General features: G+C 37.3%; 26 protein-coding genes and 2 pseudogenes. 4 read left to right on the top strand and 24 right to left on the bottom strand.

Annotated features, from left to right (window positions below; translation table 11 throughout):
- Positions 1 to 646: 646 nt before the first annotated feature.
- The 5 genes and pseudogenes from AC1DEF_RS07640 to gad form a co-directional block, all read right to left on the bottom strand.
- Positions 647 to 1335 (bottom strand): annotated as a pseudogene (locus tag AC1DEF_RS07640) (immunity protein Imm33 domain-containing protein).
- Between the two features lie 112 nt (positions 1336 to 1447).
- The gene (locus tag AC1DEF_RS07635) at positions 1448 to 2266 is read right to left on the bottom strand and encodes a TetR family transcriptional regulator (RefSeq protein WP_097823353.1); all 819 of its coding nucleotides are present in this window, start codon (positions 2264 to 2266) and stop codon (positions 1448 to 1450) included.
- Between the two features lie 657 nt (positions 2267 to 2923).
- A pseudogene (locus AC1DEF_RS07630) lies at positions 2924 to 3346 on the bottom strand (DUF7832 domain-containing protein); the annotation flags it as partial.
- 318 nt (positions 3347 to 3664) lie between these two features.
- Entirely contained in the window at positions 3665 to 4672 is a 1008-nt protein-coding gene (locus AC1DEF_RS07625; protein WP_097823352.1) for a hypothetical protein, read from the bottom strand.
- Positions 4673 to 4886: 214 nt separating this feature from the next.
- The gene (gene gad, locus AC1DEF_RS07620) at positions 4887 to 6290 is read right to left on the bottom strand and encodes a glutamate decarboxylase (RefSeq protein WP_043982579.1); all 1404 of its coding nucleotides are present in this window, start codon (positions 6288 to 6290) and stop codon (positions 4887 to 4889) included.
- A gap of 225 nt (positions 6291 to 6515) precedes the next feature.
- Between gad and AC1DEF_RS07615 the strand changes: the two genes are divergently transcribed.
- Complete coding sequence (locus AC1DEF_RS07615; protein WP_097823350.1) at positions 6516 to 7040, top strand: LURP-one-related family protein; 525 nt, start codon at positions 6516 to 6518, stop codon at positions 7038 to 7040.
- A gap of 68 nt (positions 7041 to 7108) precedes the next feature.
- Here the strand turns inward: AC1DEF_RS07615 and AC1DEF_RS07610 are convergent, their stop codons facing one another.
- The 12 genes from AC1DEF_RS07610 to AC1DEF_RS07555 form a co-directional block, all read right to left on the bottom strand.
- Positions 7109 to 7420, bottom strand: coding sequence for a hypothetical protein (locus AC1DEF_RS07610; RefSeq protein WP_097823349.1), 312 nt, complete (start codon positions 7418 to 7420; stop codon positions 7109 to 7111).
- Between the two features lie 146 nt (positions 7421 to 7566).
- Entirely contained in the window at positions 7567 to 9528 is a 1962-nt protein-coding gene (locus AC1DEF_RS07605) for a GTP-binding protein (protein WP_097823348.1), read from the bottom strand.
- A 116-nt stretch (positions 9529 to 9644) separates the two neighbouring features.
- Complete coding sequence (locus tag AC1DEF_RS07600; RefSeq protein WP_477727366.1) at positions 9645 to 9827, bottom strand: hypothetical protein; 183 nt, start codon at positions 9825 to 9827, stop codon at positions 9645 to 9647.
- 35 nt (positions 9828 to 9862) lie between these two features.
- A complete protein-coding gene (locus AC1DEF_RS07595) occupies positions 9863 to 9988 on the bottom strand; it encodes a hypothetical protein (protein ID WP_477727336.1) in 126 nt (41 codons plus the stop codon).
- A gap of 278 nt (positions 9989 to 10266) precedes the next feature.
- The gene (locus AC1DEF_RS07590; protein WP_097823345.1) at positions 10267 to 11061 is read right to left on the bottom strand and encodes a formate/nitrite transporter family protein; all 795 of its coding nucleotides are present in this window, start codon (positions 11059 to 11061) and stop codon (positions 10267 to 10269) included.
- Between the two features lie 188 nt (positions 11062 to 11249).
- On the bottom strand, positions 11250 to 11594 hold the full coding sequence (locus AC1DEF_RS07585) for a Na-translocating system protein MpsC family protein (RefSeq protein ID WP_013057171.1): 345 nt from the start codon (positions 11592 to 11594) through the stop codon (positions 11250 to 11252).
- 398 nt (positions 11595 to 11992) lie between these two features.
- On the bottom strand, positions 11993 to 12184 hold the full coding sequence (locus tag AC1DEF_RS07580) for a hypothetical protein (RefSeq protein ID WP_028408436.1): 192 nt from the start codon (positions 12182 to 12184) through the stop codon (positions 11993 to 11995).
- 118 nt (positions 12185 to 12302) lie between these two features.
- A complete protein-coding gene (locus AC1DEF_RS07575) occupies positions 12303 to 12494 on the bottom strand; it encodes a hypothetical protein (RefSeq protein WP_025751820.1) in 192 nt (63 codons plus the stop codon).
- A 101-nt stretch (positions 12495 to 12595) separates the two neighbouring features.
- Positions 12596 to 13159, bottom strand: a complete 564-nt coding sequence (locus tag AC1DEF_RS07570; protein ID WP_013083286.1) for an MFS transporter — start codon at positions 13157 to 13159, stop codon at positions 12596 to 12598.
- Positions 13156 to 14592, bottom strand: coding sequence for an FAD-binding oxidoreductase (locus AC1DEF_RS07565; protein ID WP_176521270.1), 1437 nt, complete (start codon positions 14590 to 14592; stop codon positions 13156 to 13158). The genes AC1DEF_RS07570 and AC1DEF_RS07565 overlap by 4 nt, the downstream gene beginning before the upstream one ends.
- Before the next feature lie 197 nt (positions 14593 to 14789).
- Positions 14790 to 14930 (bottom strand): hypothetical protein, encoded by a 141-nt coding sequence (locus tag AC1DEF_RS07560; RefSeq protein WP_016764236.1) that lies wholly within the window; start codon positions 14928 to 14930, stop codon positions 14790 to 14792.
- 74 nt (positions 14931 to 15004) lie between these two features.
- Positions 15005 to 16987, bottom strand: a complete 1983-nt coding sequence (locus AC1DEF_RS07555; protein WP_097823343.1) for a methyl-accepting chemotaxis protein — start codon at positions 16985 to 16987, stop codon at positions 15005 to 15007.
- Positions 16988 to 17136: 149 nt separating this feature from the next.
- On the opposite strand from AC1DEF_RS07555, the gene AC1DEF_RS07550 reads away from it, so the two are divergent.
- Positions 17137 to 17361, top strand: coding sequence for a hypothetical protein (locus AC1DEF_RS07550; RefSeq protein WP_050690136.1), 225 nt, complete (start codon positions 17137 to 17139; stop codon positions 17359 to 17361).
- 29 nt (positions 17362 to 17390) lie between these two features.
- Here AC1DEF_RS07550 and AC1DEF_RS07545 read toward each other — a convergent pair whose 3' ends face one another.
- Complete coding sequence (locus tag AC1DEF_RS07545) at positions 17391 to 17891, bottom strand: metallophosphoesterase family protein (RefSeq protein WP_097823342.1); 501 nt, start codon at positions 17889 to 17891, stop codon at positions 17391 to 17393.
- Positions 17892 to 18045: 154 nt separating this feature from the next.
- Here AC1DEF_RS07545 and AC1DEF_RS07540 point away from each other — a divergent pair, with 154 nt between their 5' ends.
- Together AC1DEF_RS07540 and AC1DEF_RS07535 are read left to right on the top strand one after the other, a co-directional pair.
- The gene (locus tag AC1DEF_RS07540; RefSeq protein ID WP_097823341.1) at positions 18046 to 18345 is read left to right on the top strand and encodes a heme biosynthesis protein HemY; all 300 of its coding nucleotides are present in this window, start codon (positions 18046 to 18048) and stop codon (positions 18343 to 18345) included.
- 148 nt (positions 18346 to 18493) lie between these two features.
- Positions 18494 to 19603: a metallophosphoesterase gene (locus AC1DEF_RS07535; RefSeq protein WP_097823340.1), complete on the top strand. Its 1110-nt coding sequence runs from the start codon at positions 18494 to 18496 to the stop codon at positions 19601 to 19603.
- Between the two features lie 20 nt (positions 19604 to 19623).
- On the opposite strand, the gene mug is transcribed toward AC1DEF_RS07535, so the two are convergent.
- The 6 genes from mug to accB all read right to left on the bottom strand — a co-directional run bounded on the left by mug (position 19624) and on the right by accB (position 25722).
- Positions 19624 to 20136, bottom strand: a complete 513-nt coding sequence (gene mug, locus AC1DEF_RS07530) for a G/U mismatch-specific DNA glycosylase (protein ID WP_097823339.1) — start codon at positions 20134 to 20136, stop codon at positions 19624 to 19626.
- A gap of 68 nt (positions 20137 to 20204) precedes the next feature.
- The gene (locus tag AC1DEF_RS07525) at positions 20205 to 21545 is read right to left on the bottom strand and encodes a coiled-coil domain-containing protein (RefSeq protein WP_097823338.1); all 1341 of its coding nucleotides are present in this window, start codon (positions 21543 to 21545) and stop codon (positions 20205 to 20207) included.
- Positions 21546 to 22134: 589 nt separating this feature from the next.
- Positions 22135 to 22944 (bottom strand): uroporphyrinogen-III synthase, encoded by an 810-nt coding sequence (locus AC1DEF_RS07520; protein WP_097823337.1) that lies wholly within the window; start codon positions 22942 to 22944, stop codon positions 22135 to 22137.
- 27 nt (positions 22945 to 22971) lie between these two features.
- Positions 22972 to 23736 carry an IclR family transcriptional regulator gene (locus AC1DEF_RS07515; protein WP_097823336.1) on the bottom strand — a complete coding sequence of 255 codons (765 nt, stop codon included), beginning with the start codon at positions 23734 to 23736 and terminating at the stop codon, positions 22972 to 22974.
- A gap of 131 nt (positions 23737 to 23867) precedes the next feature.
- On the bottom strand, positions 23868 to 25232 hold the full coding sequence (gene accC / locus AC1DEF_RS07510; protein WP_097823335.1) for an acetyl-CoA carboxylase biotin carboxylase subunit: 1365 nt from the start codon (positions 25230 to 25232) through the stop codon (positions 23868 to 23870).
- Positions 25233 to 25260: 28 nt separating this feature from the next.
- The gene (gene accB / locus AC1DEF_RS07505; protein WP_097823334.1) at positions 25261 to 25722 is read right to left on the bottom strand and encodes an acetyl-CoA carboxylase biotin carboxyl carrier protein; all 462 of its coding nucleotides are present in this window, start codon (positions 25720 to 25722) and stop codon (positions 25261 to 25263) included.
- Positions 25723 to 25725 lie beyond the last annotated feature (3 nt).

Raw genomic sequence — 25725 nt, 5'->3', positions numbered from 1 at the left:
TCTATAAAATCATATCCGCATTTGTTCTAATTGAACAAATATTGCTGGTAATTAGTTTAGTGAGTTAAATCATATAAATACAAACCCTATCTCATTTTTAAATTCTGTCTCACTATCATAAGTATACTTTTGTTATGAGATAGAATTTGCTTTTTATCTATTGGTTCCTAGAATATATATTATGTAAACTAGAAAAAGAAATAAAATCGTTAGGGTCTCCCTTGCTCTTAGAACCTTGGAATGTCTATCACCTTTTGCTTTTTCTTTAAAGTGTGTAGATTTGTTTTCAAGTCAGCTGGTTTTACTCTCATGATTTTAATTTGGAGCTGTAAACAGAACTCTTAAAAATCGACTGAATGATACTTTTACAGTCAAATGAGTTGAAATATGTACAAGCTATAGATTATATCTTAGAAATGGTTAAAATGACCGCTCACTTAATCACAATCGTCTGAATACGCCAGTACGTATCATTTTATATGTAACCCAGTAATTCTTCGTGGTTTATCCTAGAACTTTACAATTTTGTATCCCAAGTTTGAAGTAGCTATATTTGATGTAGAAGCGCAAAGAAAGGGAAAAAGAACAACTTCTCCCCCTCCGTTCGCTTGTAATACAAACTTTTCAAGTTACTAGTTGCAAGCCTTCACTCGCTAAGGTATGTTTCCCAATCGTAGTCATGAATTTTATCAAATTGCCCAAACTCATTTCTTTCGTAAGCACATAGAGGTGATTCATTTATAAAAGCTAAAATTGAGTCATCAACATTTAAAACAACTCCTATCCTAGAGCTACAACTTGAAAATTATCTGGATGACTAGTAAATTCATCTTCTTCGTATCCGCTAAAGATAACCCATCCTGAATCATTCGGTTCATTTGGTTTATCCTTTAACAGAAAATTAAACTCGTTTCTTTCTAAAATATCATTGCTAACTGTTACGAGGGTATTAAAGTAATAGTCCATCTTTGCAACTTCATCGTCTTCATATTCAGTATCACAAATATGTTCAGTGCCAAAATGCAGGATTTGACCAAGTTTTAAGCCCTTTAAATGATAAGGTTCATTATCAAGCTTTCCAACAAAGTTCTCTTTGTTTCTATCCGTAATTTCCACCCACATTCTTTCTCCTTTGTAACCAGCTGTATCTGAATCACTAAAGAAAATTAACTTCACCAGGTCTCCCGCTTTTAATTTATCCGTCACCGCTTTGCTTGGCTTGTAAAATGTATAAGGGGATTCTTTGTTCCTTTCAAAAACATTATCTAATTGCCAATATGTATTGATATTCTCATGTTTTTTATTAGTAGAATGTTTTTTGAACCAACTTTTCATAAAATACATTACCTCTTTGATTTATATAATTTAAATTTCTTTAATTGGATACTGAGTTAAAATAGATTCTAACCCTTGAATAAACGCATCTGTGTAAGTCGAATTTTATGTTTTAATACTCTTTCGGGTTGATGATGGTGTAAACTTTTATGCTCTTTTCCTCAATCCCTATAAAATGAGCTTTTTGCCTTGTATCTAGTCCTCTAAGGGTTCCGCTTAACTTACCTATTTTTTCAGCACCACTGTCTTCTGCTTTCCAACTGTATAAAGTTCCTTCCTTGTTGTATGGGCTGTAAAAATAGCTATATTCTCCTCTAATACTTATTGCTTGTGATCCATGTAACGTTTCAGGAGTTTGATGTGCAATAAAAGAATTCTTCTCGGGATTTACTTCAATTAACTCAAAATCTGTATATGGATATAACCAAAGTGTCGTATTTTTACCTCTGCAAATTGCATAACAATCTGCAATGGATGGAGCATCTGGTAAATGAGTGTGATATTGAAAAGTTGGTGAACCTGTATTATCAAATAATACTAACCCTTCTGTTGATATCCCTTCACCAAAAACGCCTTCGTCGAAATAGCTGCACCATATTCCTTCTTTACTAACCGCTACGTCTTGCACAGCATCTCCACAATAGAATGACCGTATGACTTCTCCATCGATATTCATAATAAACAAATTGTGCTTTTCTCCCTTAGTTCTAGGATTCATTATCAAAAAATGCTTATAATCAATCCATCTGACAAAAGGATAGTTTATTTTTAAACGTGGATAAAGAGTAGTACCGTTTACAGACAGTTCGAATCTATTATGGCGTTTTTGAACTAAGACCAGTCCATATTCATCTTTGTAATCTGCATCAATGATATTTAAACAATTATCATCAGGTTCGATGGTAAAAATAGTCGTCTCTACAATCCTCAAAGCTAGTCACCCCTTATATTATAAGAAAGCGGAAAATAAACTTAATTTAAAATTAGAAATGAATAAAAACTTCCCGCTTGCTTTGATCTTATTTATTTTCACTAGGTTTAGTGGGTATGTAAATCTACTTTTACTCAGCTACTTAGCCCATTTTTCTTCACTATCTATCCACTTGTTCTTGTGTAAATCAAAAGATTTTATATCATCATGGAAGTCTAAATAGACAGGCAATTCAAAGCTTTTACCACCCGCTTTATTCCAGCAGGAAACAAACCACCTTACAATAGTTTCTTCTTCAGCAGCAGAGATGGATTCTTCATTTTGCTCATAAAACTCCCAAAAAGCATCCGAGTTTTCAGCAGGAAGATCATAGTATTGAGTCTCGTCAAATAAAGGATGACTACCTGAAAAAATCTTTCTGTCATTTCCTTCATAAAAAACTTCATTCGCTTCATCATCCATAGAAAACATCATAATAGACAAATCAAACGGTTGCATAAAAATCTCAAAGTCCAGCAAATCAATTCCTTCATAATAATGAAAAGTCTGTATCTCTTTTATGTTTGCAATCAATACATGTTCATTTTTTTGAAGACTTTCTTTTAAGGAACTAATATAATCGTCAATTGTAAACATCGTATTCCCCTTGGTCGTTGTTTTTTTATGTTTCCAGCTATTAAAATGCTCATTAAGTTTCGGTTTTAACGTTTCATAATTTCCCCATGTGTCTTTCACTTCGTACAGAGATTTCACATGAGGAAATACTTCTTCATAATCATCCAAATAAACACCGTCTTTAAAGTCAAAATAGGCTTTTGTAAAGGCATTACCCTCCTCATTTAACATATCACTTACAAATACACCATCCCAGTTCATGTATATTTCAGTTCCTGTCATTTTCTTTTGTTTAAATTTGATGATTTCATTAGCAGCCGCTTCTTTAAATTCTTTGCTATATAAATGGTTCTCAATAATCCACCCCAGATACATTCCCGTATGTACAAAACCTTGTTTATCATCTAACCCTTCTGGAAAGTCTCCCTCATAATGCCATTTTGCTTTATCATAAACCACTGTCATATTTTCCTTCTCTTTTTTTGCTTCTTTTATTACTTCAGGTCTAGCTGATTCACTTCGAATCATAGAATTCGATTTTTCTTCGCATCCTTGTAAAAATAAAAAAGTAAACATAAATAACGAAATGTATTTTAATTTGTGCAAAAGTGGTCCTCCAAGTCTAATAAAATATTTACTAATAGCAAAGCAGTAACAACTTTCAATTTCATCTATATCATCGCTCCATTTTTCAGGGGATTCCTATAAAATAAAAATTATACCTTAAAAAAAGAAGCCATTCCTTTTTAGGAACGCTTCTTTTAATAAACTTTTTTCTTTCTATTAGTAACCATCTACCGTAACATCAGTAATGGACCCATCACTAGGACTTACTTGATACCAACCTTGTGTAGCTGTATGTTCCTCTCCTGTTTCTTCATTATCCACAACATTTTCATAAACATGGATAATATAGTTTCCTGAGTCGTCAACGTGATCATATGTTACAAGGAGAGGTGAATCTTCAGATATGCCTTGCTGATCACGAACTAGCTGGATAGCTTGCTCTTGGGAAACTGTTTGTACGGCTGGTTCCTCTTCCTCAATTGCTTCTGTATCTTCTTCTTGCTCTGGTTCTGATTCCGTTTGGACCTCATCTTCTGAATCAGCCTGAGCTTCTTCCTCATCCTCTTTTGCCTGAGCTTCCTCTTCCTCCTGCTGTTTCTTCTCTTCTTCTGCTAAACGTTCTTCTTCCGCTTTGCGATCTGCTTCTGCCTGAGCTTCAGCTTCTGCATCAGCTTTGGCCTGCGCCTCTTCTTCTTTTTGTCGGTCTTCTTCTATCTGCGCATAGTAATCATCTAATTCCTTTTCCATTTGCTGCTGTTCAAGGTCTGATAATTGCTTTTGTTGTTCTTGTATTTGGTTTTGAAGCAAAGCAATTTGTTCTTCTGAAGCATTATCAACAAAATTGATGTTTTCTACATAATCACCACTGGCGTCAAAATTAACTTCCATCATACAAAAAACATTTTGCTCTTGATTAATACCATAGTAAATATACTGATTGTCACCTACTTGGATATACTGATAACCATTCATTACGTTTAATAAGTAATCGCGATCAGCCTCTTTAGAATTAACTGCTTTTTTAATGGTTGATGCTTTTGTTTGTAATGTATTCGGCGATGATTCTTTTACAGCCGTTTTATTGCCATTTTCTTTCGTATGAACCGCTGTTGATTTCTCTGTAGGCTCTTCTTTTTGCGATACAGTTTCACTGGACTCCTCGCTACAGGCTGCTAGCAATATAGCTAACAGTGGAATACCAAAAGCAACTTTCAACATTTTCATAGACTATTATCCCCTTTTTTTATCTTTTTTTAGGTTTTATATAATTCTAAAGAACTATAAAACCTTAGGGGTTATTATACCAAAATTAAGAAAATATAAGAATATTTTCTTGTGTTGTTTATGGAATTTTTTGAAAAAATTATCTTTTTATGAATAAAAAAACACAAAGCCATGCAATTTTTCATAACACGGCTTTGTGTTTTCGTAACAAATGTTAATGATGGAATCCATTGTCGTATTTCGTGTCTTTAAGAACAGGTCTATCCAACGAGTTAAGAAATTCAACGGCTTGTTTGAAATTAACCATAAATAAATGAGCCAGGTCTCTTGAAAATCCATTTCTAACAACAATGCGCATGATTGTTATTTCTTCCATGTCTGCAGGCAGTGGATAAGCAGGAACTTGCCATCCGTACGTACGCAGTTGTCTAGACAAATCATAAAGCGTCCAGTTTGGTGTATATCCTTCTTTCAGTTTCCAAGCAAGAACCGGGATATCTGAACCATCAGCAAGAATTTCGAATGCTTCCATTTCTCCAATTTCTTTGCTGAGAAACAGCGCATTTTCTTGGGAGGTTTTTTGTACAGCATAATAGCCGTCTTTACCTAAACGCAAGAAATTGTAGTACTGCAAAAGAACTTGTGCTCCTGGTCTAGAGAAGTTGAGCGCAAAAGTTGGCATGTTGCCCCCTAAATAAGAAACGCGGAAAATAAGATCTTCAGGCAAGTCTTCTTTTTCTCTCCAAATCACCCATCCCAAGCCAGGGTAAACTAAACCATACTTGTGTCCTGACACGTTAATGGACTTTACTCGCGGCAAGCGGAAATCCCAGATAAGGTCTGGTTGAAGAAATGGAGCGATAAAACCTCCAGAAGCAGCATCTACATGAATAGGAATATCCAACCCTGTTTTTTCCTGTAACTCATCTAAAGCTTTCGCGATAGCAGCAATTGGTTCGTAAACTCCTGTATACGTCACTCCAAGAATCGGTACGACGCCAATTGTATTTTCGTCAACCGCATTAATGACGCCTTCTGCATCTAAATAAGGATGATCTGGATTAATGTTCACATAACGAGGTTCTACGTCCCAATAGTTTGCGAACTTCTCCCATACTACTTGAACGGATGAACTAAATACAATGTTCGGGCGGTCCGTTGATAGCCCTTTACTTTTACGCAGTTTCTGCCAGCGTCTTTTTAAAGCCAGTCCGCCAAGCATACATGCTTCAGATGAGCCTGTAGTAGAAACGCCCATCGTTGTATCAGGATTAGGTGAATTCCACAAATCCGCTAAAATACGTACGCATCTCTCTTCGATAGCCGCTGTCTGCGGATACTCGTCTTTATCGATCATATTTTTATCAAAAGATTCTCCGTACAAACGCTTTGCATCAGGCTCCATCCACGTAGTAACAAACGTAGCTAAATTTAAACGGGCATTTCCGTCTAAAGCAATTTCGTCATGAATGATTTGATAAGCTGTTTCTGGAAGCATACCTTGATCACTGATACGCAGCCTTGGAATCGTCACTTCTCCTTGTCGAGAAAAAAGCGGATTAACAGGAAATTCATCAGGTAAATTTTTTTGTTCACGATGCGGGTGCCATTGAGGCATAAAGTATCATCTCCTTATGTATATCTAACAAATTACTTTACGTTCCACCTGGTGTTGTAACAAGCAGGTCTCCTTTACACATTATGAGCTTTGAAACCTATTTTCATTCTTCTCATTATCCGTAGCACGTAAGGATGAACTTTATTTAATAATACCCATGAAAATGGTCTTACCAAACTCAAAAGGTGTAAAATATGGTAATATATTGTAAAAGGAGGTTTTTAAATGGAGAAACAAGGGATTATCTTGCAAGATAAGTTTTTCGAGTTAGGTGAATCTCCTATCTATAATGAATCACAAGACGTTATTGGAAATGTCGCATATAAGTTATCTATTGCTAATAAATTTGAGATTTTAAAGGACGAAGAAATTATATTTACAGGTAAATCTAAAATGTTTGCCCTTATGCCGAAGCTGATTATTTCTGATCCCCACGGAAATGAAGTTGGCATGATTCAGCGAAAATTTACTTTTTTTAAAAAGAAGTATCTTTATATCAGAAACGATGGCGATACATATGAAATTACGGGGAATATAACAGATCGCAAATTCGACGTTTTGCGTTCCGGCGTTCCTATTATTCAAGTCCGCACACTCTCTTCTTTTCTGTCATTACGTCCCCACACGTTTGTTTTAGAATTTCTCGAACCTGATCTTGTTGATAAGTGGGAAGGAATTGCGGTTGTACAAGGCGTAAGGATGATGGTGAAAGATGAAAACAGCAGTACAGCTACTGCTCCCGCTCAATAGTGGTTATAGAAGGTCATATGATATAAAAAAACGAACAAACTTTATATTGAAGTTTGTTCGTTTTTTAATTAAGGGCCAAATACTAACGTACCGATGACATGGTAGCCAATTGGTACAAGAAACAAGATGATATTTAAAATAATCGCCCATAGACAGAGCTTGTCTTTTTTTATAAAAAAACCAATAATTGCAGGAACAATCATGAGCGGAACTAAAAAGATAGGTGCAATAATAGGCAGTCCTTGAAGCTTTTCAGCCGCAATAAGTCCTGTAAAAAAGTTAAGGATCAATAAAGTATTAATAATGACATATAAAAGTGAAATTCCTCCAAGAATCCCACCTATTATACCGCTTTTAGTTGTATTAACAGTAGCATCCACGTTTCTGTCACCTCTTTTTTAGAAATATAAGTAAAGTAAACTATACTATAATGTGGTTTTTATTGTAAAGGTATGGAGAAAACAGCTGTTGAAAGATTGCAAAGATTGCTACGAAAAAAGCAATGTAGCAATCGCTACATTGCTTTTTATAAACAGTGCATTTTTTCTTCTGCTTCTTTCCAAGGAACCGTATAGCCCTGTCCTTTTGCGCAAAAGACGGACGATGAGCTGTATTCGGGATCCGCCTCTTTATTGTAGCGGATTTGTTCAATCACTTCTGCTTCATTATGACAGCGTTCATACCCTCCGAATAATAGAGACATCGCTCCTTTTCCATGCGTAAAAGATGCTAGCGTCGAACCGTAGGTCATAAAAGTAGCAACAGGAACTTTGCCTGTAATAATCGCTTTGTTTTCGGTTGTTTCAGGGGAATCAAAGCGACCGTTTGCACTTTGAACATCCGCTAATACCCTACCCATTTGATCAATATCCACTTTAATTTTGAAATCATAATACGGTTCTAGAACAATATTTTCTGCTTTTTCTAACCCTTGTCGCAGTGCACGGTACGTTGCTTCTCTAAAATCTCCTCCGCTTGTATGCTTGTTGTGAGCTCGTCCAGTACATAATGTCACTTTTATATCAGTAATAGGTGAACCCGTTAACAAACCATGATGCGGCTTTTCAAATATATGCTGACGGACTAGATTTTGATACCCCACGGATAAATCGTCGGCGTGACAAGCATTTTCAAAAGTAATTCCGCTGTTTCGTTCCGCTGCTTCTATTTTTAAATGAACTTCTGCATAGTGTTTCAACGGTTCAAAATGCCCGTAGCCCATCACCGTATTTTGAATGGATTCTTTGTACAAAATTTCTGGTTCTTCAAACTGTACGTTTATATTAAAACGTTCTTTTATCAGTTTTTCGAGGACTTCTAGCTGAATTGCTCCCATCACATGAATATGAAGCTCTTGAGCCCTTTCTTCCCACGTCACATGTAAAGAAGGGTCTTCAGCATCTAATAATTGAAAAAGTTTAATTCCTTCTTTTGGATGAACAGAAGGCTCAAAAACAACTTTTGATTTTAACGTAGGCAAAAGTTCGTAGGAGCGGCTTTCTTTTAATGTTCCAAGACCGTCTCCAATCGATGCTGAAGACAACCCTGTAACCGCAAAAAGTTCGCCAGCTGAACCTTCATTTACGTTTTTAAATGTACTTCCGTTATAAGCACGAATTCGAGTGATTTTTTCTTCGTATAGCTCTCCGTTTTTTTCATAAGCCACTTCATCACGCACCTGCATTGTCCCGCTTAGAGCTTTGATAAACGTGATGCGCATGCCGTTTTCATCGTGCCGAATTTTATATACACGACCTGAAAATGCTTCTTCCTTCGAGTAGCGAGTTTCTGTTAGCAAATCGAGCTTCTCTAAAAAACTTTCAATGCCAATATCTTGTAAAGCTGAACCACAAGCACACGGGAAAAGCTGATTGGTTTGAATAAGCTTTTGCATAGCTGCTTTCCAATAAGCTTGATCATTCTTGCCTTCCATAAATGCATCTAAAAGCTCTTCATCTTTTTCAGCTATAAATTCAATAAGTTCCTCACTTAACGAGCCATCTATAAGCTCTGACGTTATGTCAAAAACATCGGGGGTTAAGTTATGTTTAATATCGTTTATAACACGTTCAGGATTTGCTCCTACACGATCGATTTTATTGATAAAAAAGAATACGGGCACACGATGTTTTTGAAGCAGCTGCCAAACGGTTTCTGTATGGCCTTCGACTCCTTCTACTGCACTTAAGATAACAATTGCATAGTCCATCACTTGAATAGAACGTTCCATTTCAGGTGAAAAATCGACGTGGCCCGGCGTATCAATTAAATAGTAAGTAGAAGCGTTATATGAAAAAGTTCCTTGATCGGCAAATACCGTAATTCCTCGTTCTTTTTCAATCGTATGGGTATCAAGAAAGGAATCTTTGTGGTCGACTCTTCCTCGTTGTTTAATACTTTTGGTATGATAAAGAAGCTGTTCGGAAAACGTTGTCTTTCCTGCATCGACATGCGCTACGATACCGATCGTTTTGCTAGATTGTTTCATTGTTAAATACCACCTTACTGCTGTATGTATAGCTGTTACTTTCTATTTTATAATAATCGTAAGAAAAAGTGGACGACAAAGGCCTAGAACTGCTCACATCAAAAAAGAATGCGTGATTAAACATCGCATTCCCTTTTTGTACGGCGTTTAGTATCTTTTTTGCCTTTTACTATAAAAATAGCTGCTATAAAGCACCCAATTCCAGCTAAATGCATGATGTTATTACCTGTCGCGCCTAGACTGTTACTGGTCAACCCAACTAAAATGCTGCCGAATATAATCAATAAAACAGCAAACATGAACTTCAATTTTTTCACTCTCCTTTAATACGCTATTAAATATGATTTGCATACGGATCATATAAACCAGTGATTAATAATAGACCTGCTGATAAAATCAATGTTCCTGCGATTAACAAACTGTTGATACATACCTTTTTTCTCTTTTTGCGTAAAAACATTCCTGATATAAGAAATAGTAGTGCGACAGATAGCAGAATCAATCCTATACCAATATTCACTCTTTCTTTCTCTCCCTTGCGAATGTATTCTCCACCATCTAGTTAACCATAATATTATTATGGAAATAAAAAACGAACTTGACCCTTTACCGAACCTTAATTGTTTTATATGTTATCATACATAAATTGTTAAAAATACATTTTTTCACCTTTCATTATCAAAAAAGCAGCCTCTTTACTAAGAGACTGCTTTTTTTTATGACAACTGATAAAACCGCTTAAGAAGCTTTTTTTAATTGTTCTTTTTGTTTCCGTTGATAAGAAGAAAAATAAATAAGGCCTACAAATACAGCTCCTCCTATCATATTTCCAATAAAGGTAGGGATAATATTTGCAATAAAATCAACCCATGTAAAGTGACCTGCAAAAATAGCGGCGGGAATAATAAACATATTGGCTACAACGTGCTGAAAGCCAATCGCAACAAATGCCATAATCGGAAACCAAATACCAAGAATTTTCCCCGTAACATCGTCAGCGCCGTATGAAAGCCAAATAGCTAAACATACAAGCCAGTTGCAGCCCACAGCAGAAATAAGCGTTTTAAAAAACGAATCATCAATTTTAGCTTGAGCAATCGCTATCGTTTTATCTAAAAAAGGCCCTGTTTCTGTTAAACCTACAATATGTCCAAAGAAATATGCAATAAACACGGCACCTAAAAAGTTAGCAAGCGTGACCCAAAACCAGTTATGAAACAAGTGACGAAGTGAAATTTTTCTTGCATACAAAGCAATGGAAACAGACATCATATTCCCCGTAATAAGCTCCGCTCCCCCAAGTACGACCAGCATAAGACCTACAGGAAAGACGGCCCCTCCTAAAAGATTCGATAAACTTCCCCATTCAGCCGGTAAATTACCAATGACGCGTACATCTAGTAAAAAACCAAGCGCAATAAACGCGCCTCCTAAAAACCCAAGCATGAGAATGGAAGAAAGGGATAGCTTCGTTTTTGAAACCCCCGCTTCTAAAGCGATGTTTAACATTTTATCCGGCTTGTGAAATGCCATAAAACTCCTCCTTAACTAAAAAAGGCAGCACTCAAAAACACCTTTTACACAAGGTTTTTGAATGCTGCCTAATAATCCTGCACTTTCTTTACAGTATATCAGTCATCATTATCTATAATAAAATCAAATAAAAAACAAGCAGATCCTACTTCTCTTTCATTTAATTAAATTATGTATTTTACGTTGTTCTACTGAATATTGGTTTCAAACACAAACACAGAAACAGCGATATCTTCTTCTACTTTGATATCAGAAAATAAGTACTCCAGCTTAGCTCCTAACAAGTCTTCAAGCCCCTCTGGAGGAGATGAAGCGTAAAGGTTTTGAATAAGCTTTGTTCTTGCCATATGTACCGTCTCTTTACCTTCGGTTGTTCTCGCGATAAATTGTTCAGCTGGCGTTAAGTTGCCGTACAAAGTTGAAATAGCCATATTTTGAACAAATACAGTATGAATTCGTTCTGGACCTTTTCCAAAAAGTTTTTTGCGCAGCTTTCGGATAATATCATTAAAATCATGTATTTTCTTAGACACTGGTGTATGCCTCCGCTTATCTCGAGTATGTCTCTCTTGCTCATTCAAGTTTTCAACTAAGAATAAGTTACATTATACATGACGACGTTTACATTGTATACAATGTATCTGTTTTATCCCCGTTAATCCAAATCATCGCAAAACCATTACGAAATGATAAAAAAAATCCTTCACTTATTAAAGTGAAGGATTACCTTTATATCTCTACTTAAAGGTTACAAATGGATTCTCAGTTATCAAAGAAATAACTAAGAACTTTGACAAAATAGCATGTCAAAATAGTCAAGTGGTATGTTTGTACCAGTAGTTAATGCTATCACGTTAAAGCCATGGAATCCAATTAGTTTACTTTCATAATACTTTATTTAATTTAAATATTCTTTTTTGATAGGAAACCCTTAATCTTCATCACGATCTGCTCTAAATTCATCATCAGATAATGAATTTAGTTGGTGGCTAAGCTTTTCGTAGTTATCTTGTTTCTGATTTTGTTGTACATCATTAGATATAGGAGCTTCACTAGAAACAGTAGATTTTTTTCTCGTCTCTTCGCCTCCGCTAACTCCAAACCCAACATTGTTATCTGTCATCGGATTCACCTCTTTAACTGTTATTATGGAGAATTGCTCTAAAAAAATAACAGGAAACAAAAGGGATTCCCACTTAGCTAATAGCGGTCCAAGCTTCCTTACTTACACCAAATCGTATTTAAATAAGGAAATGACCTGCTTTAACCCCATAGGCAATACCAACAAAAAAACTTGCTATACCTAGTGTTTGACTTTTACATACATACTTTATAGTTAAGCCTGGAATCAGACCCCATATAATGATGAAAATAGCGAACGATACTATAATAGAAGACCATGCATCTTGCCCTGATATACTTATACCTTGCATAAACGTTTCTCCTTTCAGTACTTATATCGGGAGAACATAAATTTTTTATAGTATCTTATAATACGAACTAAAAAATTCAAGTGACCTGTCCATATATGCTTTTACAGCGAATGGTGGCGTTCAAGCTCGACTGTTTTTGGTTTTTGCCATATTAATACCCCTGCCGCTACATACATAAACGAAGTGATGTAAAAAAGGCTGCCGATTGTAAGGAAATCAATGATATACCCTGTTGCAATCACGGCTAAAGCTGCCCATATAGAGGTCCATAAATGATAGTGTCCTACTTGTTTTCCTGTATGAGCACGATCTGTCTGCCTAGATAACGCTATTTTTTCTGCTGTTTTTTGAAGAGCTCCAAGTAGCCCCATTATAACTTGAATGATATACACCTGCGTAATAGTTGATAGAACGGGAATCACAAGCATAACAACCGCCATCCCAAACGTATATAAAATGAGCAAGCGCTTTTCTCCTACTCTGTCACTCCATGAACCGATTAAAGGGTGACTCAAAGCTGCGGTTAAAGCAAAAATTCCGTAAGCTAAGCCAAATTGTGAATAACTATCGCCAAGATTTCGAAGCAGTAAAAGGTAAAAAGGAAAAACAATACTGCTTGCAGTAATCATCAGGCTTTGTGAGTGTAAGAGTTGTTTGTACGTCATTTTCCATACTCCTTATAAAATAAATTAACGAACGTTTCCTTTGGATCATATTTTCTTTTTAAATTAAAAAAGGCGGTTGTATGAGGGTAAGCCTCTTCTAATTGCTTCTTGCTTGGGTAGCCGTAGTAAGGCAAGTAATAGCTTCCCTGGTGCTGCAGCGTTACATCCACCATTTTTCTGACAACTCTTTGTGTATCAGCCATGCCTTGATGGTCTTTTTTCTGGTTAATAAGGAAAACGAGAGCAAACATGTCGTCTTTTGCATAAGACATGACGGCTTTATTGTCTTTTTCTACATAGCGAACAGTAATGTTCAGTAAATTTAATTTCTCTGTTGCTAAAACTTCGCGTAAATCATCGATGTAAGAAGCAAATTCATCAACCGGAACGAAGTATTCTTGTAAAACTTCCGTCCGGCTAGCACTTTCGTATTCCATAAAATCACTTTCAGAACGCATAACATTATTTCTTGTTTCAAGCCGTCCATTTTGTCTTAAAAAATAAGCCTTTTGTGTTTCCCACAGCATATCTTTTCCCCAGTCACTGTACCGAGACAGTCCTAGCATAAATTTAGGAAGTGCCACTATTTTTTCTGTTTTGAGCGGTTCTTTTACAGTAGAAGTATTTTGAAAAGATAAGCGATAGTTTGTGACGTACATATCTGTTAGTAATTGATTAGGAGAAACAGAAATACGCGCCATATGCATACGAACGTCAGGGTTATGCTGTACGTAGTTTTTAAAATACGCTGTATACTGTCTATAATCTAAGCGGATAATTTCATCTTCGTACCATTCATCGTCCGTCAAACGAAGCGTCACATCTAAAATGACTCCAAATAACCCGTAGCCTCCGTTTACTAAAGAAAACAGCTCAGGGTGTTTTGTCCGGCTAATTTCGATAATAGACCCGTCGGCCTGCAGGAGACGCATAGATTTTACCGTATCCATTAAAGAACCGTATCGAATATCTCTGCCGTGTACGTTCACGCTAATAGAACCTCCAACGGTAAAAATATTTTGTGATTGCATAACCTGAAGAGCAAGGCCGTCTTTATGTATATATTGCTGAATATCATTCCACGTTGTCCCGCTTTGAACCGTAATTTCTTTTTGACGTGGCTTGTAATCTACAATTTTATTGTACTGCTTCATATCAAGTAAAATAGCATTCGGATAATACGTCTGCCCTCCTTGACTGTGCTGCATGCCTGAAATCGCTATTTTTTCATGATGCTGTGAAGCGGTTTTCACCCAATCTTTCAGCTGTTTTTCAGTTGTTCCGTGCTTTATTTCTTTGACTTTTGTAGGAAGAAGCCGAGCAACATCTTTCGTTACAGGACGGCTTTGCTGCTGTTTATAAATATGATAGGAGGCATATGAACCTACTAGATAAAAAGATAAAAAAGTTCCTAACAACACGTTTTTCTTCATCACAAACTGTAAGCTCCTTTCTTTATTTCTGTGAAATTATACCATATTAAAAGTGAAATAACACTACAAAAGTGTAATTTTACACTATACTATAATTCGTTTTGAGAAAGTATATGAAAAAAACTTGTAATTTAATGTATGTTAACCTTATTGAAACAAAAAAAGAAAAGACCTAGCGTCTTTTCTTTTTTGTTTCTTTATTTTTCAGCTTCGTATGCAACTAAAGCTACTCTTTTTCCTAACGTTTGTTGAAACTGCTCTTCTAGCTGTTTCAGCTTCGCATGCATATCATCGTTAATTGAAGCTGGCTCAAAGGTCATTTTTGTTTGCTCCATCATACTGTCACCTCTTTCATGTGTGTATGTTCTACTTTTTCCAATATAAAAGAGGTCTATGACGATTTGACGAAAGTTTACAAATTAAATTTGCTAATGAGCGCTGTTAATTGTTCTGCCATTTGAGACAGAGATTGTGCGGAAACAGCAATTTCCTCCATTGAAGCCAGCTGTTCTTCAGTTGATGCGGCCACTTCTTCAGATGTAGCTGCATTTCCTTTAGCAAGGATCGCCATTTCACCTGCTGTACGAGCCACTTCTTCAACCGCTGCTGAAATTTGCTGAGCAGTCGCAGCCACTTCTTCTACTTGCGGAGTCGTTTCATTCATGCTGCTTAGAATTCGTTCGAATTTTTGAATAGCCGTTTGTGAAATTGTTCGTCCTTCTTCAACTTTGTTTGTAACTTGCTCCATTGTATGTACAGAATCCTGAGTATCTTGTTGAATAGCTTGAATAAGCTCAGAGATTTGAGATGCGGACACTTGTGATTGTTCTGCCAGCTTTCTCACTTCCGCTGCTACAACGGAAAATCCTTTTCCATGTTCTCCAGCTCGTGCCGCTTCGATTGCAGCATTTAAGGCTAGTAAATTTGTTTGAGCAGCAATACCGCTGATTACTTCTAAAATGGTTCCAACTTCTTTTGAACGTTGAAACAAAGTACGAATCGTTGTATTAGACAGCTCAACGGATTGAGAAATGGATTCCATTTGTTCGACCGTTTCTCTCACGGCTTTTTCGCCTTCTACAGCTTCAGACGTTGTGTGATTTGATAGCTGAGAAACAGCTTCTGTACGCTGAGCAATAGTAGAAACTCCTTGTACAATCTCATCTAAAGAAGCTGCATTTTGGTCAATAACAGCCGTTTGTTTTTCCGCGCTAGAAGCCACTTCTTGTATCGCAACTGATACTTGTTCAGTCGCAGCGCTCGTTTGCTGTGAGCTGGCCGTTAGCTCTTCTGAAGAAGCAGCCACTTGCTCTGCACTCATTTCAACATTTTGAATTAATGTGCGAAGATTGTTTTGCATCTGACTAAAAGCATACCCTAACTCGCCGATTTCATCCTTTGAATTGACGGTAATCGCTGTTGTCAGATTTCCTTCACTAACGCTCAGAGCCTGATTCTTAAGCTGTTTGAGCGGTTTAATAATTGATTGCAATACCACAAAAATGGTAAGACTCCCGATTATCAGACAAGCTACAATAATAAATAGTGTTTTGTAAAAGATAGGCTGTGCAGCTTCACTAACTTCTGATGAATACATAGTGCCTGCAACTTTCCAGTTTGTTGTTTTATTTGTCGTAAAGACCATCTTTTTTTCATCCCCGTTAAAGGTATATTCAAAAGACCCAGAGCTCTTTGCATAAAGCTTGTCAAAAAGAGAATCTGTCGCTTTTGTACCTGCTTTTTCCGTAGGGTGAACAATATATTTTCTTTCTCCATCTAAAAGAAATGGATATCCTTTTTCTCCGATTTTTACTTTGCTGACAGCTTTATTAATGCGGCTAATATCTAAATTCAAAGCAATAACCCCTGTGCCATCCGCCGATGTTTTCGCTACAGTAATAACGGTCTGACCTGTAGAGGCTGATGGATAAGGTTCAGTGACAACTGTTTTTCCTTTGTTTTGCATGGCTAGCTTGTACCAATCTCGTTTTCTGGGATCATAGCCTGCTTGTAGCACTTTTTTAGGCGATTGAATAAACTTCCCCTGCTGATTTCCTGTAAAAATGCTGACGGCTTCTGGATGAAGCGAAGCATATAAGTTAAAATCTTTCCTTAAAGTAGCCATATCTTTTTCATTGTAGCGCTCGTTGTTTACCACTGATGCAAAAAACTCTACATCATGAATTTTTGGTCCAATGGTATCGTCAATCACTGAATTAATAGACTGTACATTTTGCTGTGCTGTGTTAATAATTTGGTTTTCAATTTCATGTTTCGCCGTTATGTAAGCTGATACACCTATCGTAACAGATGGCACTAATAAGATCGCTGCAAATGCTAGCACCAGCTTTGTCTTAAAGTTATTAAGGGACCTTTTTTTTCTTACTCTCTCCATGCTATGTAGCCTCTCTCTCCGTAGTTAAAAGTGATCGTGCACCTTCTTTCTATCGGCAAGACTTCATATTCCTTTAGCCATCGAGTGTATACATAATTAACAATGGGAGTGAAAAGATAAGAGTACGATAAAAAAAGTAGGTGATTTTAATGGAAGAAAGTAAAAACAGCAAGTCTTTTTCAATGTTTGAAACAGAAAAGGTTAAGCGCGGGGAAGAAAAAGATATTTTTAATATCTATAAAGAAGGAGTAAAAATTGCAGAAGTAAGAGGAACGGATCCTCAAACTCAGCAGGTTATTCCGATGCATGACTTAAATGATTACGAAGAAAATAAGCTTCACGAGTATATTGCTCATTTAGACCATACAACGTAAAAAGACTAAAACAAGAGTCCTTTCTTGTTTTAGTCTTTAGGATCATAAAAAATATGTTCAAAACGCAGCGTGTTTTTTTGTATGTACAGAAGTCCAAACGAAAATTGCTTTTCACGCCGCTTGTCAGTAGCGGAACCTGGATTAAACAACGTAATATCACCAATTTGTTTATGAGTAGGAATGTGAGAATGGCCAAAAATTACTGCGTCGACTTGTTCATGTTCAAATGCCAAAAGTGCACGTTTTTCAGTCGTTTTTCCTTTGCCATGACCGTGGGTTACGCCAATCGTAACGTCGTTAAACGGAAGAAGTAATGAAGATGGTAGTACTTGCTGAAGCTCTTCACTGTCTACATTTCCAACCACCCCATGCACAGGAGCAAACACACGCAGGTCATTGTAGACATCTATCGTTTGAAAATCTCCCGTATGAATAATAGCATCAGCTGTTTTCAGTTCGGCTAGGAGTCTTTTGGGAAAATGTTTCGCTCTTTTTGGAATATGAGTGTCACCTAAAATAACGATCTTCATTCATCATACGCTCCTTTTTCGTTCATTTATGTAGTGTAGCGTATTACGTTGGAATGAAGCAACTCTATACGGAGCGTCAGGCAAAAAATTTCTCTTTTTCGTTTAAGTTTGCGAAAATACGTTACATACTAAGTTACAGAATGGAGTTTTCGAAATGGAAGTAAAAATTAATCGAAACGCAGCAAAAGTGTTAAAAAATGCATTGGCTAGCCCAGAAGGTCAAGGAAAAGTGATTCGTGTATATGTAACTATCGACCACGGTGATCACGCGCATTATGATTGGAAATTCGATACGCCGACTGAACATGATGAAATCGTAAAAACAGATAAAGATATCGATATCGTTTTAGATAAACGCGAGAAATTTTTAGAAGGCGTATGGATTCAATATTTCCACGTTCCAGAGCCTGAATTTGTGATTAGCAGCCTTCACCACGCGCATCACCATCATTAATACAAAAAACACACCTTGTTTTATAGGTGTGTTTTTTCGTTTGTGTGACAAGCAAAAATTTTATTGATAAGAAGAAGAGATAAAATTTTGTTGAAGCAATAAAAATGAGCTATAGTGGAATTACGGATGAAAGAAAAGAGGTTAGCGTATGAAAGTAAGTGTGTTAGTAAGGTCTATTTTAGTTGTTATTTTATACAATTTATTCGTTCTGTACATCGGATGGAACGCTTGGATGTGGCTTCACACAATGTTTGAAGTGGAAAACAAATGGATTCTCACAGTGATCGTTGTGTTTTTTGCTTATTCCTTTATCATCAGTCGTGCGTTTCAACAAGTGAGCATATTTAAAATTGTGGGATCGTACTGGTTAGGATTTATTCAATATTCGGTTCTTTTGCTTCCTATAAGTAATCTAGCCGTATATATTCTTACTCTTCTAGGCGCTTCGCTTTCTACAGCTATCGATTCAATCGGATTTTTCATAATTGCCGCTTTTTTATTCATTTTTGCTTACGGTACGTATAATGCTTACAGTCCTGTGGTAAGAAAATATACGATTTCGCTTGCTAAAAAGACGAATCGGAAAAACCTTCGCATTGCTGTAGCATCTGATATGCACTTTGGCACATTGTCCGGCAAAAAACATTTGCAGCGGTTAATCACTCATGTACAAAAGATACAGCCGGATCTTATTTTACTTCCTGGAGATATTATTGATGATGATCCCCACGTATTCTTTAAGAAAGAAATGGATTCTATGATGAAACAGCTCAAAGCGCCTTTAGGCACATATGGAATTTTGGGAAACCATGAGTATTACGGCGGGAAGATCCCTCAGTTTGTGGAAAGAATGAAAGAGATGAACATTCCTATTTTAATGGATGAAGTGTTAAACATAGGTGATAGCTTGTATTTAATAGGAAGAAAAGATAAGACGGACAAAAACCGAGACAGCTTTTTCGATTTAGCGAGTGAAACGGATCGTTCTCTTCCTGTCATTGCAATGGATCATCAGCCGCTTTCTTTAAAAGAAGCGGAACAAGCAGGCGTGGATTTGCTGCTATGCGGCCATACTCACAGAGGACAAATGGCACCTAATCATTTTATCACAAAGCGGTTATTTGAAATTGATTGGGGCTACAAGCAAAATAACCAACTGCATACCATTGTCTCTTCAGGATTTGGCTTTTGGGGTCCTCCGCTTCGAATCGGGAGCCGATCAGAAATTATTCAAATTGATATTTCGTTTGCAAAATAGAGAAAGCCCTAGGGCTTTCTCTATTTTAATGTACGCAGCAACATCGGAAGCTCTGCATAAATGGCGACTACTTCATCTACTTTCATCCGAACGAGCCCGCTTGAAGATGGGGCAACAAAGTCTATGATTCCTGATACCATCGATTTCTCTTGTTTACCCCACTTTACTTGCTTGCGTCCGCTGTACTGCTGATAGACACCTTTTCCAACAAAACAAACGATTTTAGGCGTATATGTAGCTATTTTTTCCTTTAAAATTTCTCTGCCTTCTGCATATTCTTCTTTTGTAATCTCATCAGCTGCCTTTGTAGGACGCTCTACAATATTTGTTAAACCGTACCCTAGCTGGAGCAGCGAGTGATCTTCCTCCGGATGATATTTACGATCTGTCAAACCTGCTTTGTGAAGAATCGTCCAGAAGCGATTGGTTGGATTCGCAAAATGATGACCCGTTTCACCTGAACGGATGCTTGGATTAAAACCGACAAATAAAATATCTAAGTTGGGTTGTATATGATCAAAAATAGAATTCATAGTCATACGCTCCTTACAATATAAAAAGAAAACATCCAGATGGGATGTTTTCTTTTTACTATACCCTATTAAATACGAACTACGCGTCCGTTGAATTTTTGTTTCCAGTAGCCGCTGCTCATGTTTGCAATTGCAACACCTGTTGAGCTTTGAGCACCGATGAACTTGCCGCCTCCTACATAAATGCCAACGTGGCCGTCTTTTTTATATGTATCGAAGAAAACAAGATCGCCAGGCTGCATTTGACTAGAAGACACTTGTGTTCCAGCATGCTTTAACGTTTCTGTACTTACAGATCCAAGAGGTCCAAGGTTAACGCCAACTTGAGAATATGCCCAGTGTACGAATGACGAGCAGTCAAATAAGCCGTGGCTAATATCAGACTGGCTGCGTCCACCGCCAAATACGTAAGCAGAGTTTCCAATCCAGCGGTTTCCTACTGTTACAACATTGCTAGCTTTTGGAGCTGGAGCGCTTGTAGGTGCCACATCATTGCTGCTTGCTTTTGGTGCTTCTGCCTTAACAGAAGATGAATCGGCTTTTTCAGCTGGTGCAGCCGCTGCTTTTTGAGCTTGCTCAGCTGCTTTCTTGGCTGCCTCTTTAGCCGCTTGTTCAGCTGCTTTTCTTGCTGCTTCTTCTGCAGCTTTTTGATCTTTAATATTTTGTTCAAGCGTAGACTGTTCATTTGCAAGAGAGCTGTCTTTTGATTGTAGAGAAGCTTTTAGTTCTTCATTTTTTGCTTCTTTATCTTTTAGTTCTTTTGCCAATGCATCTTTTTGTTTCTTTTGAGCTGCTAGCTGGACAGTCATTTCATCCAGTTCTGCCTTCATGTCTTCTAAGCTAGCAAGCTTAGACTTAACATCCGCTTGTTTTGTTTTTAATTCGTCTTGCATATTTTTAGTTTCTTTTAAAATACCACGGTCTGCATCTACAATAGTTGAAACAGCTAGCGCGCGATCTACAAAATCACCAAAACTTGAAGAACCAAGTAAAACTTGTAAATACTCTACGTTACCGCCGCTTTCCTGGAGGGAACGTGCACGATCTTTTAAAATATCGTTTCGCTTTTCAAGTTTTTCTTGAAGCAGCTTAATTTCTTTTTCAAGCTGCTCTACTTGTTTAGACGTTTCTTTAATATCGGCTTCTGTTTTTTGGGCTTTTTTATTGTTTTCTTCTTCTGCTATTGTTAATCGCTCAAGCTGTGCTTTCATTTGATCTTGTTCTGCTTGAAGGCGTGTCAATTCATCAGAAGCTGCTTTGATGTTAGATTGCACATCTTGACGCTGATTTTGAATTTGAGATTTTTGCGATTCCATATCTTGAATGGTAGAGGCATATGCTGGAGTTGATAAAACTCCTCCCAGGCCTAATAAAACCGTTGTGTTAAGTAAAAGCATTTTCTTTTTCAATATGAATTCCTCCGCTTTCTCGCTCTGTTAAACTAGTAATTTCTAATTATGTATCAATATGTATAAAAGTCTGACAATTTATGTAAAGTTCACTGTATTTGTCGATAAATAGCTAAATATGCTAATGAAAATCTACGAAAATTATACCACGATAAACGTTGAAAAAAAGAATAACAATATTACAATTGTATTTCAGTAATGTAACATTTAACGCTTGTGTATACATTCATCTTTTACCTGCAAAAATATACCTTTATATCCCTGTTAAAATAAATAATCTACCGGGCTTTATACAGCCCTGTTTTTAACATGATAAAATAGGTGATCAAGATTTTTTAAGCTGGTTGGATATAAGTTATTGCTAAAGCAAACGTAACATTTTTTTAACATCCACCTCTGTTTTTTTACCTTTTTCTACTATTTTTGCAATATTTGAAAATGATTTTCTGAAATAGTAACAAATCTATGTTTATCTGTTGTTTGTACGTGTTTAAAAAGAGAGTGATAGGTAATTATCAAACAATATTCGACAACGCTCGGATGAAGTCATACAAAAGACCTTCTCACGGTGAGGCGAGAAGGTCTTTTGTTAATCACGCTGCTGATAATAATGTTCTAAAGCTACAATTGCACTTCCCATTCTTTCTTGATCAGGAATAACAATACGATCTACTCCTTCTTCTTTTAAAGCAGCAGCGGTTACTTTTCCTACGGATACAGCTACTACAGAGCTTTTAAAGAGTTCTCGAATGTGATCAGCTTGTCCGTGTTCTCTTGCAAACGAAAATAAAAAGCGGGCCTGCGGAGCGCTTGTGAAATTAACAGCGTCGATTTTTCCGCTTATTAATTCGTTTATAAGCTGTTCCATGACTTCTGCTTTTGGCGGAATATGCTGATACGGTAAAATCTCTTTAAATTGGGCTTTTTGATTCGAAAGAAAGTCAATCAATTTTGGTGCAGGATCTCCGTGAAGCTGAAGTGCTACATGCTTTCCTTCAAAAGAAAACGAATGAAGCGCCCTGACTAGGCCTGCCGTACTTCCATCATCATCTCGAACGGTTGGAGTAACACCGAGTTTTTTTAACATATTTACGGTTTTATACCCGCGTGCAGCAATATGAGCTGCTTGTAAAGAAGACAGGAATTCGTCCGCCAGCCCTAGCTTTTCTGCTGTTTTATACAAAATTTCCGTGCCGACGCCTGTCGTAAAAATAAACCAATCATAATTTCCTTTTACCAGTTCTTTAATATCTGCTTCTAAATGTGTGTCATCTAAAAAGATGGTTCCTTGTGCAGGTCGTACAAGCGGGGTCCCGCCAAGGTTTTCAACAATTTTGCTGATTTCTTCTACTTTACGCTGACCTACGAGTGCGACTGTTTTACCTTCTAATCGTTTCAATGGTCTACCTCCATTTTTCTATGTATGCTACTTTAATGATCCTTGATAACCGAGTTTTTCAGAAATTAAGCTCGCCGCTTCTGTTACTTTTTGAATAATGAACGGCAGTCTGTCTCCTTGAAATCTTGCTTCAATTCCCGCTACGCTAATGCCTGCAACCACTTCATTTTGATGATTTACAATCGGCGCGCTCACGGATGTTGTAAAGTTTTCTAATTCAGAGGTGCTAATGGTATACCCTTTTTCTTTTGCTTCTTTTAATACATTTCTTAGCTTCTTTTGATCTGTAATAGTTCCAATACCTATTGGAGCTAGCTCCGTTTGAGTAATATATTCCTCTTGTTCTTTTTCGGGTAAATGCGCCAAGATAACGCGTGAACAAGCTCCTGCATAAAGAGGTGAACGCCTTCCAATTGATGTATAGAGACGCACTGGATGAAGCGTATCTACTTTTTCAATATACATAGCTTCATTCCCATCTCGTACAATTAAATTAACCGCTTCTTCTACTTCGTCTCGGAGCGTTTCCATTACAGGCTTTGCGATATTTCTAATATCTAAGCGATTAGCCACCAGCTGACCAAATTGCAAGAATAAAAGTCCTAGCGAATAGTATCCTTGCGCATCTTTTGTTAAAAATCCCATCTCTTCAAGCGAACCAACCATCCGGTGCAAAGAAGTTTTCGGAACGCCTGAATATTCCATCATTTCTGTGAAGGTCAGCTTAGGGTGCTTGATAAAAAGCGTGAGAATCTGCATGGATTTAACAACCGTTTTATTGTTAGCTTGCATAAAACCTTCTCCCTTATTTGTGCGAATACATGTATTTGATAGACGTATAGCTTACTAGCTAATCATATGTTCTTTTTATTATACATGAAGAAAAAAAGGAAAGCACTCCCTTATAAGAGCACTTTCCTTTCTTACACCATTTCTAGTTCTTTAATTGAAATAGGATTACTTTCTAGAAATTTGGTTGTAAAATCCCCTTCCTTAAAAGAAGGATGGTTCAGTAATTCTAAATGAAAAGGAATGGTTGTATGAATACCTATAATGATAAATTCTTCGAGCGCGCGTTTCATTCGTTGAATCGCTTCATTTCGATCTTTCCCCGTTACAATTAATTTCGCGACCATGGAATCATAAAATGGGGAAATTTCATAGCCTGGGTAAACGGCGCTGTCTACACGCACTCCGTAGCCGCCAGGAGGTAAATACATCTCGACTTTTCCAGGAGAAGGCATAAAGTTTTTAGCCGGATTTTCTGCATTGATCCGACATTCAATTGCCCATCCCTTCAACTGAATGTCCTGCTGAGCAAATGATAGCGAGTAGCCTGCTGCTACTGAAATTTGTTCTTTAATTAAGTCAATGTTTGTTACAAGTTCTGTAACAGGATGTTCAACTTGAATCCGCGTGTTCATTTCCATAAAATAAAAATGCCCGTGCTTATCTAATAGAAACTCAACTGTTCCGACACCTGTATAATCGACTGCTTTAGCTGCCGAGACTGCCGCCTTGCCCATTTTCGCACGAAGGTTTTCATCTACCGCAGGAGACGGAGCTTCTTCTACCAACTTTTGATGACGGCGTTGAATTGAACAATCTCGTTCCCCTAAATGAACCACATTCCCTTCTTCATCAGCAATGATTTGAATTTCGATGTGTTTCGGCTCTTCTAAATATTTTTCAAGATATACGCCGCCGTTTCCAAAGGCAGTTTCTGCTTCATGCTGAGCTTGACGAATTGCTTTTTCTAGCTCTTCTTCGCTATGAGCCAGTCGCATTCCTTTTCCGCCACCGCCCGCTGTGGCTTTTACGATGATGGGATAACCTATTTCTCGTGCTACTGGAATAGCTGAGCTGCTATCTTTAATCAGCCCTTCTGTTCCAGGTACAATAGGCACACCGGCTTGTTTCATTGTATCTCGCGCTACAGCTTTTGCTCCCATTTTACGGATGGCTTCCGCTTTTGGACCAATAAAGGTAACGTCATAGGATTCACACATCTCAGCAAAATCAGCATTTTCAGCTAAAAATCCATAGCCGGGATGAATAGCGTCTGCCTTGGTTACTTGCGCTACGGTAAGCAAATTACGAATGTTTAAGTAGCTTTCTTTAGAAGACGTTTTGCCAATACAAAATGACTCATCTGCTAGCTTCACGTGAAGTGCATCTTTGTCTGCTTCTGAATACACCGCCACGGTTGCAATACCCATCTCTTTACAAGCCCGAATGATACGAACTGCAATCTCGCCTCGGTTTGCGATTAAGATCTTTTTAAACATAATGACTCCTCCTGACAGTATGTATACTTTAGTGTGATTTTACGGTAAATAATGGCTGTCCAAACTCAACAACGTCTCCGTCTTTCACAAGAATTTCAAGCACTTTTCCTTCTATTCCCGCATCGACTTCGTTAAACAGCTTCATCGCTTCAATCACACATACAACATCTTTACGTTCAACTGTTTGTCCTACTTGAACGAAGGGATCGGCGTCTGCTTCTGGCTTGGCGTAAAACGTTCCAACCATTGGTGATAAGATTTGCTTTTCATTATTGTCTGCTGGGTTTACAGACATAGAATCTTGAGGCGCTTGCTCAGTGGCAGCGGCTTTTACTTCATCTGTTTTCACTTCTGTAACAGCTGTGTCTTCTAAAGGAATTCCCGCTTTATCAATGACAACTTTTGTTCCTTCATGTTCAATATGAAGCTTTTGAATACCAGATTCATTCATTAATGAAACAACTTCTTGCAATTCACGTACGTTTATCATTTC

It is taken from the genome of Priestia sp. 10L35, assembly GCF_056395685.1.
The sequence above is the reverse complement of the archived record's forward strand: the minus strand, read 5'-3'. Positions and strand labels throughout refer to the sequence as shown.

What these genes read in the sequence shown, in the direction of transcription:
- AC1DEF_RS07625 (WP_097823352.1), bottom strand. Translation starts at nt 4,672, where the DNA reads ATGAAAATGTTGAAAGTTGCTTTTGGTATTCCACTGTTAGCTATATTG.
- gad (WP_043982579.1), bottom strand. Translation starts at nt 6,290, where the DNA reads ATGCCTCAATGGCACCCGCATCGTGAACAAAAAAATTTACCTGATGAA.
- AC1DEF_RS07615 (WP_097823350.1), top strand. Translation starts at nt 6,516, where the DNA reads ATGGAGAAACAAGGGATTATCTTGCAAGATAAGTTTTTCGAGTTAGGT.
- AC1DEF_RS07605 (WP_097823348.1), bottom strand. Translation starts at nt 9,528, where the DNA reads ATGAAACAATCTAGCAAAACGATCGGTATCGTAGCGCATGTCGATGCA.
- AC1DEF_RS07600 (WP_477727366.1), bottom strand. Translation starts at nt 9,827, where the DNA reads ATGTTTGCTGTTTTATTGATTATATTCGGCAGCATTTTAGTTGGGTTG.
- AC1DEF_RS07595 (WP_477727336.1), bottom strand. Translation starts at nt 9,988, where the DNA reads ATGTTTTTACGCAAAAAGAGAAAAAAGGTATGTATCAACAGTTTGTTA.
- AC1DEF_RS07590 (WP_097823345.1), bottom strand. Translation starts at nt 11,061, where the DNA reads ATGGCATTTCACAAGCCGGATAAAATGTTAAACATCGCTTTAGAAGCG.
- AC1DEF_RS07580 (WP_028408436.1), bottom strand. Translation starts at nt 12,184, where the DNA reads ATGACAGATAACAATGTTGGGTTTGGAGTTAGCGGAGGCGAAGAGACG.
- AC1DEF_RS07575 (WP_025751820.1), bottom strand. Translation starts at nt 12,494, where the DNA reads ATGCAAGGTATAAGTATATCAGGGCAAGATGCATGGTCTTCTATTATA.
- AC1DEF_RS07570 (WP_013083286.1), bottom strand. Translation starts at nt 13,159, where the DNA reads ATGACGTACAAACAACTCTTACACTCACAAAGCCTGATGATTACTGCA.
- AC1DEF_RS07565 (WP_176521270.1), bottom strand. Translation starts at nt 14,592, where the DNA reads ATGAAGAAAAACGTGTTGTTAGGAACTTTTTTATCTTTTTATCTAGTA.
- AC1DEF_RS07560 (WP_016764236.1), bottom strand. Translation starts at nt 14,930, where the DNA reads ATGATGGAGCAAACAAAAATGACCTTTGAGCCAGCTTCAATTAACGAT.
- AC1DEF_RS07555 (WP_097823343.1), bottom strand. Translation starts at nt 16,987, where the DNA reads ATGGAGAGAGTAAGAAAAAAAAGGTCCCTTAATAACTTTAAGACAAAG.
- AC1DEF_RS07550 (WP_050690136.1), top strand. Translation starts at nt 17,137, where the DNA reads ATGGAAGAAAGTAAAAACAGCAAGTCTTTTTCAATGTTTGAAACAGAA.
- AC1DEF_RS07545 (WP_097823342.1), bottom strand. Translation starts at nt 17,891, where the DNA reads ATGAAGATCGTTATTTTAGGTGACACTCATATTCCAAAAAGAGCGAAA.
- AC1DEF_RS07540 (WP_097823341.1), top strand. Translation starts at nt 18,046, where the DNA reads ATGGAAGTAAAAATTAATCGAAACGCAGCAAAAGTGTTAAAAAATGCA.
- AC1DEF_RS07535 (WP_097823340.1), top strand. Translation starts at nt 18,494, where the DNA reads ATGAAAGTAAGTGTGTTAGTAAGGTCTATTTTAGTTGTTATTTTATAC.
- mug (WP_097823339.1), bottom strand. Translation starts at nt 20,136, where the DNA reads ATGAATTCTATTTTTGATCATATACAACCCAACTTAGATATTTTATTT.
- AC1DEF_RS07515 (WP_097823336.1), bottom strand. Translation starts at nt 23,736, where the DNA reads ATGCAAGCTAACAATAAAACGGTTGTTAAATCCATGCAGATTCTCACG.
- accC (WP_097823335.1), bottom strand. Translation starts at nt 25,232, where the DNA reads ATGTTTAAAAAGATCTTAATCGCAAACCGAGGCGAGATTGCAGTTCGT.
- accB (WP_097823334.1), bottom strand. Translation starts at nt 25,722, where the DNA reads ATGATAAACGTACGTGAATTGCAAGAAGTTGTTTCATTAATGAATGAA.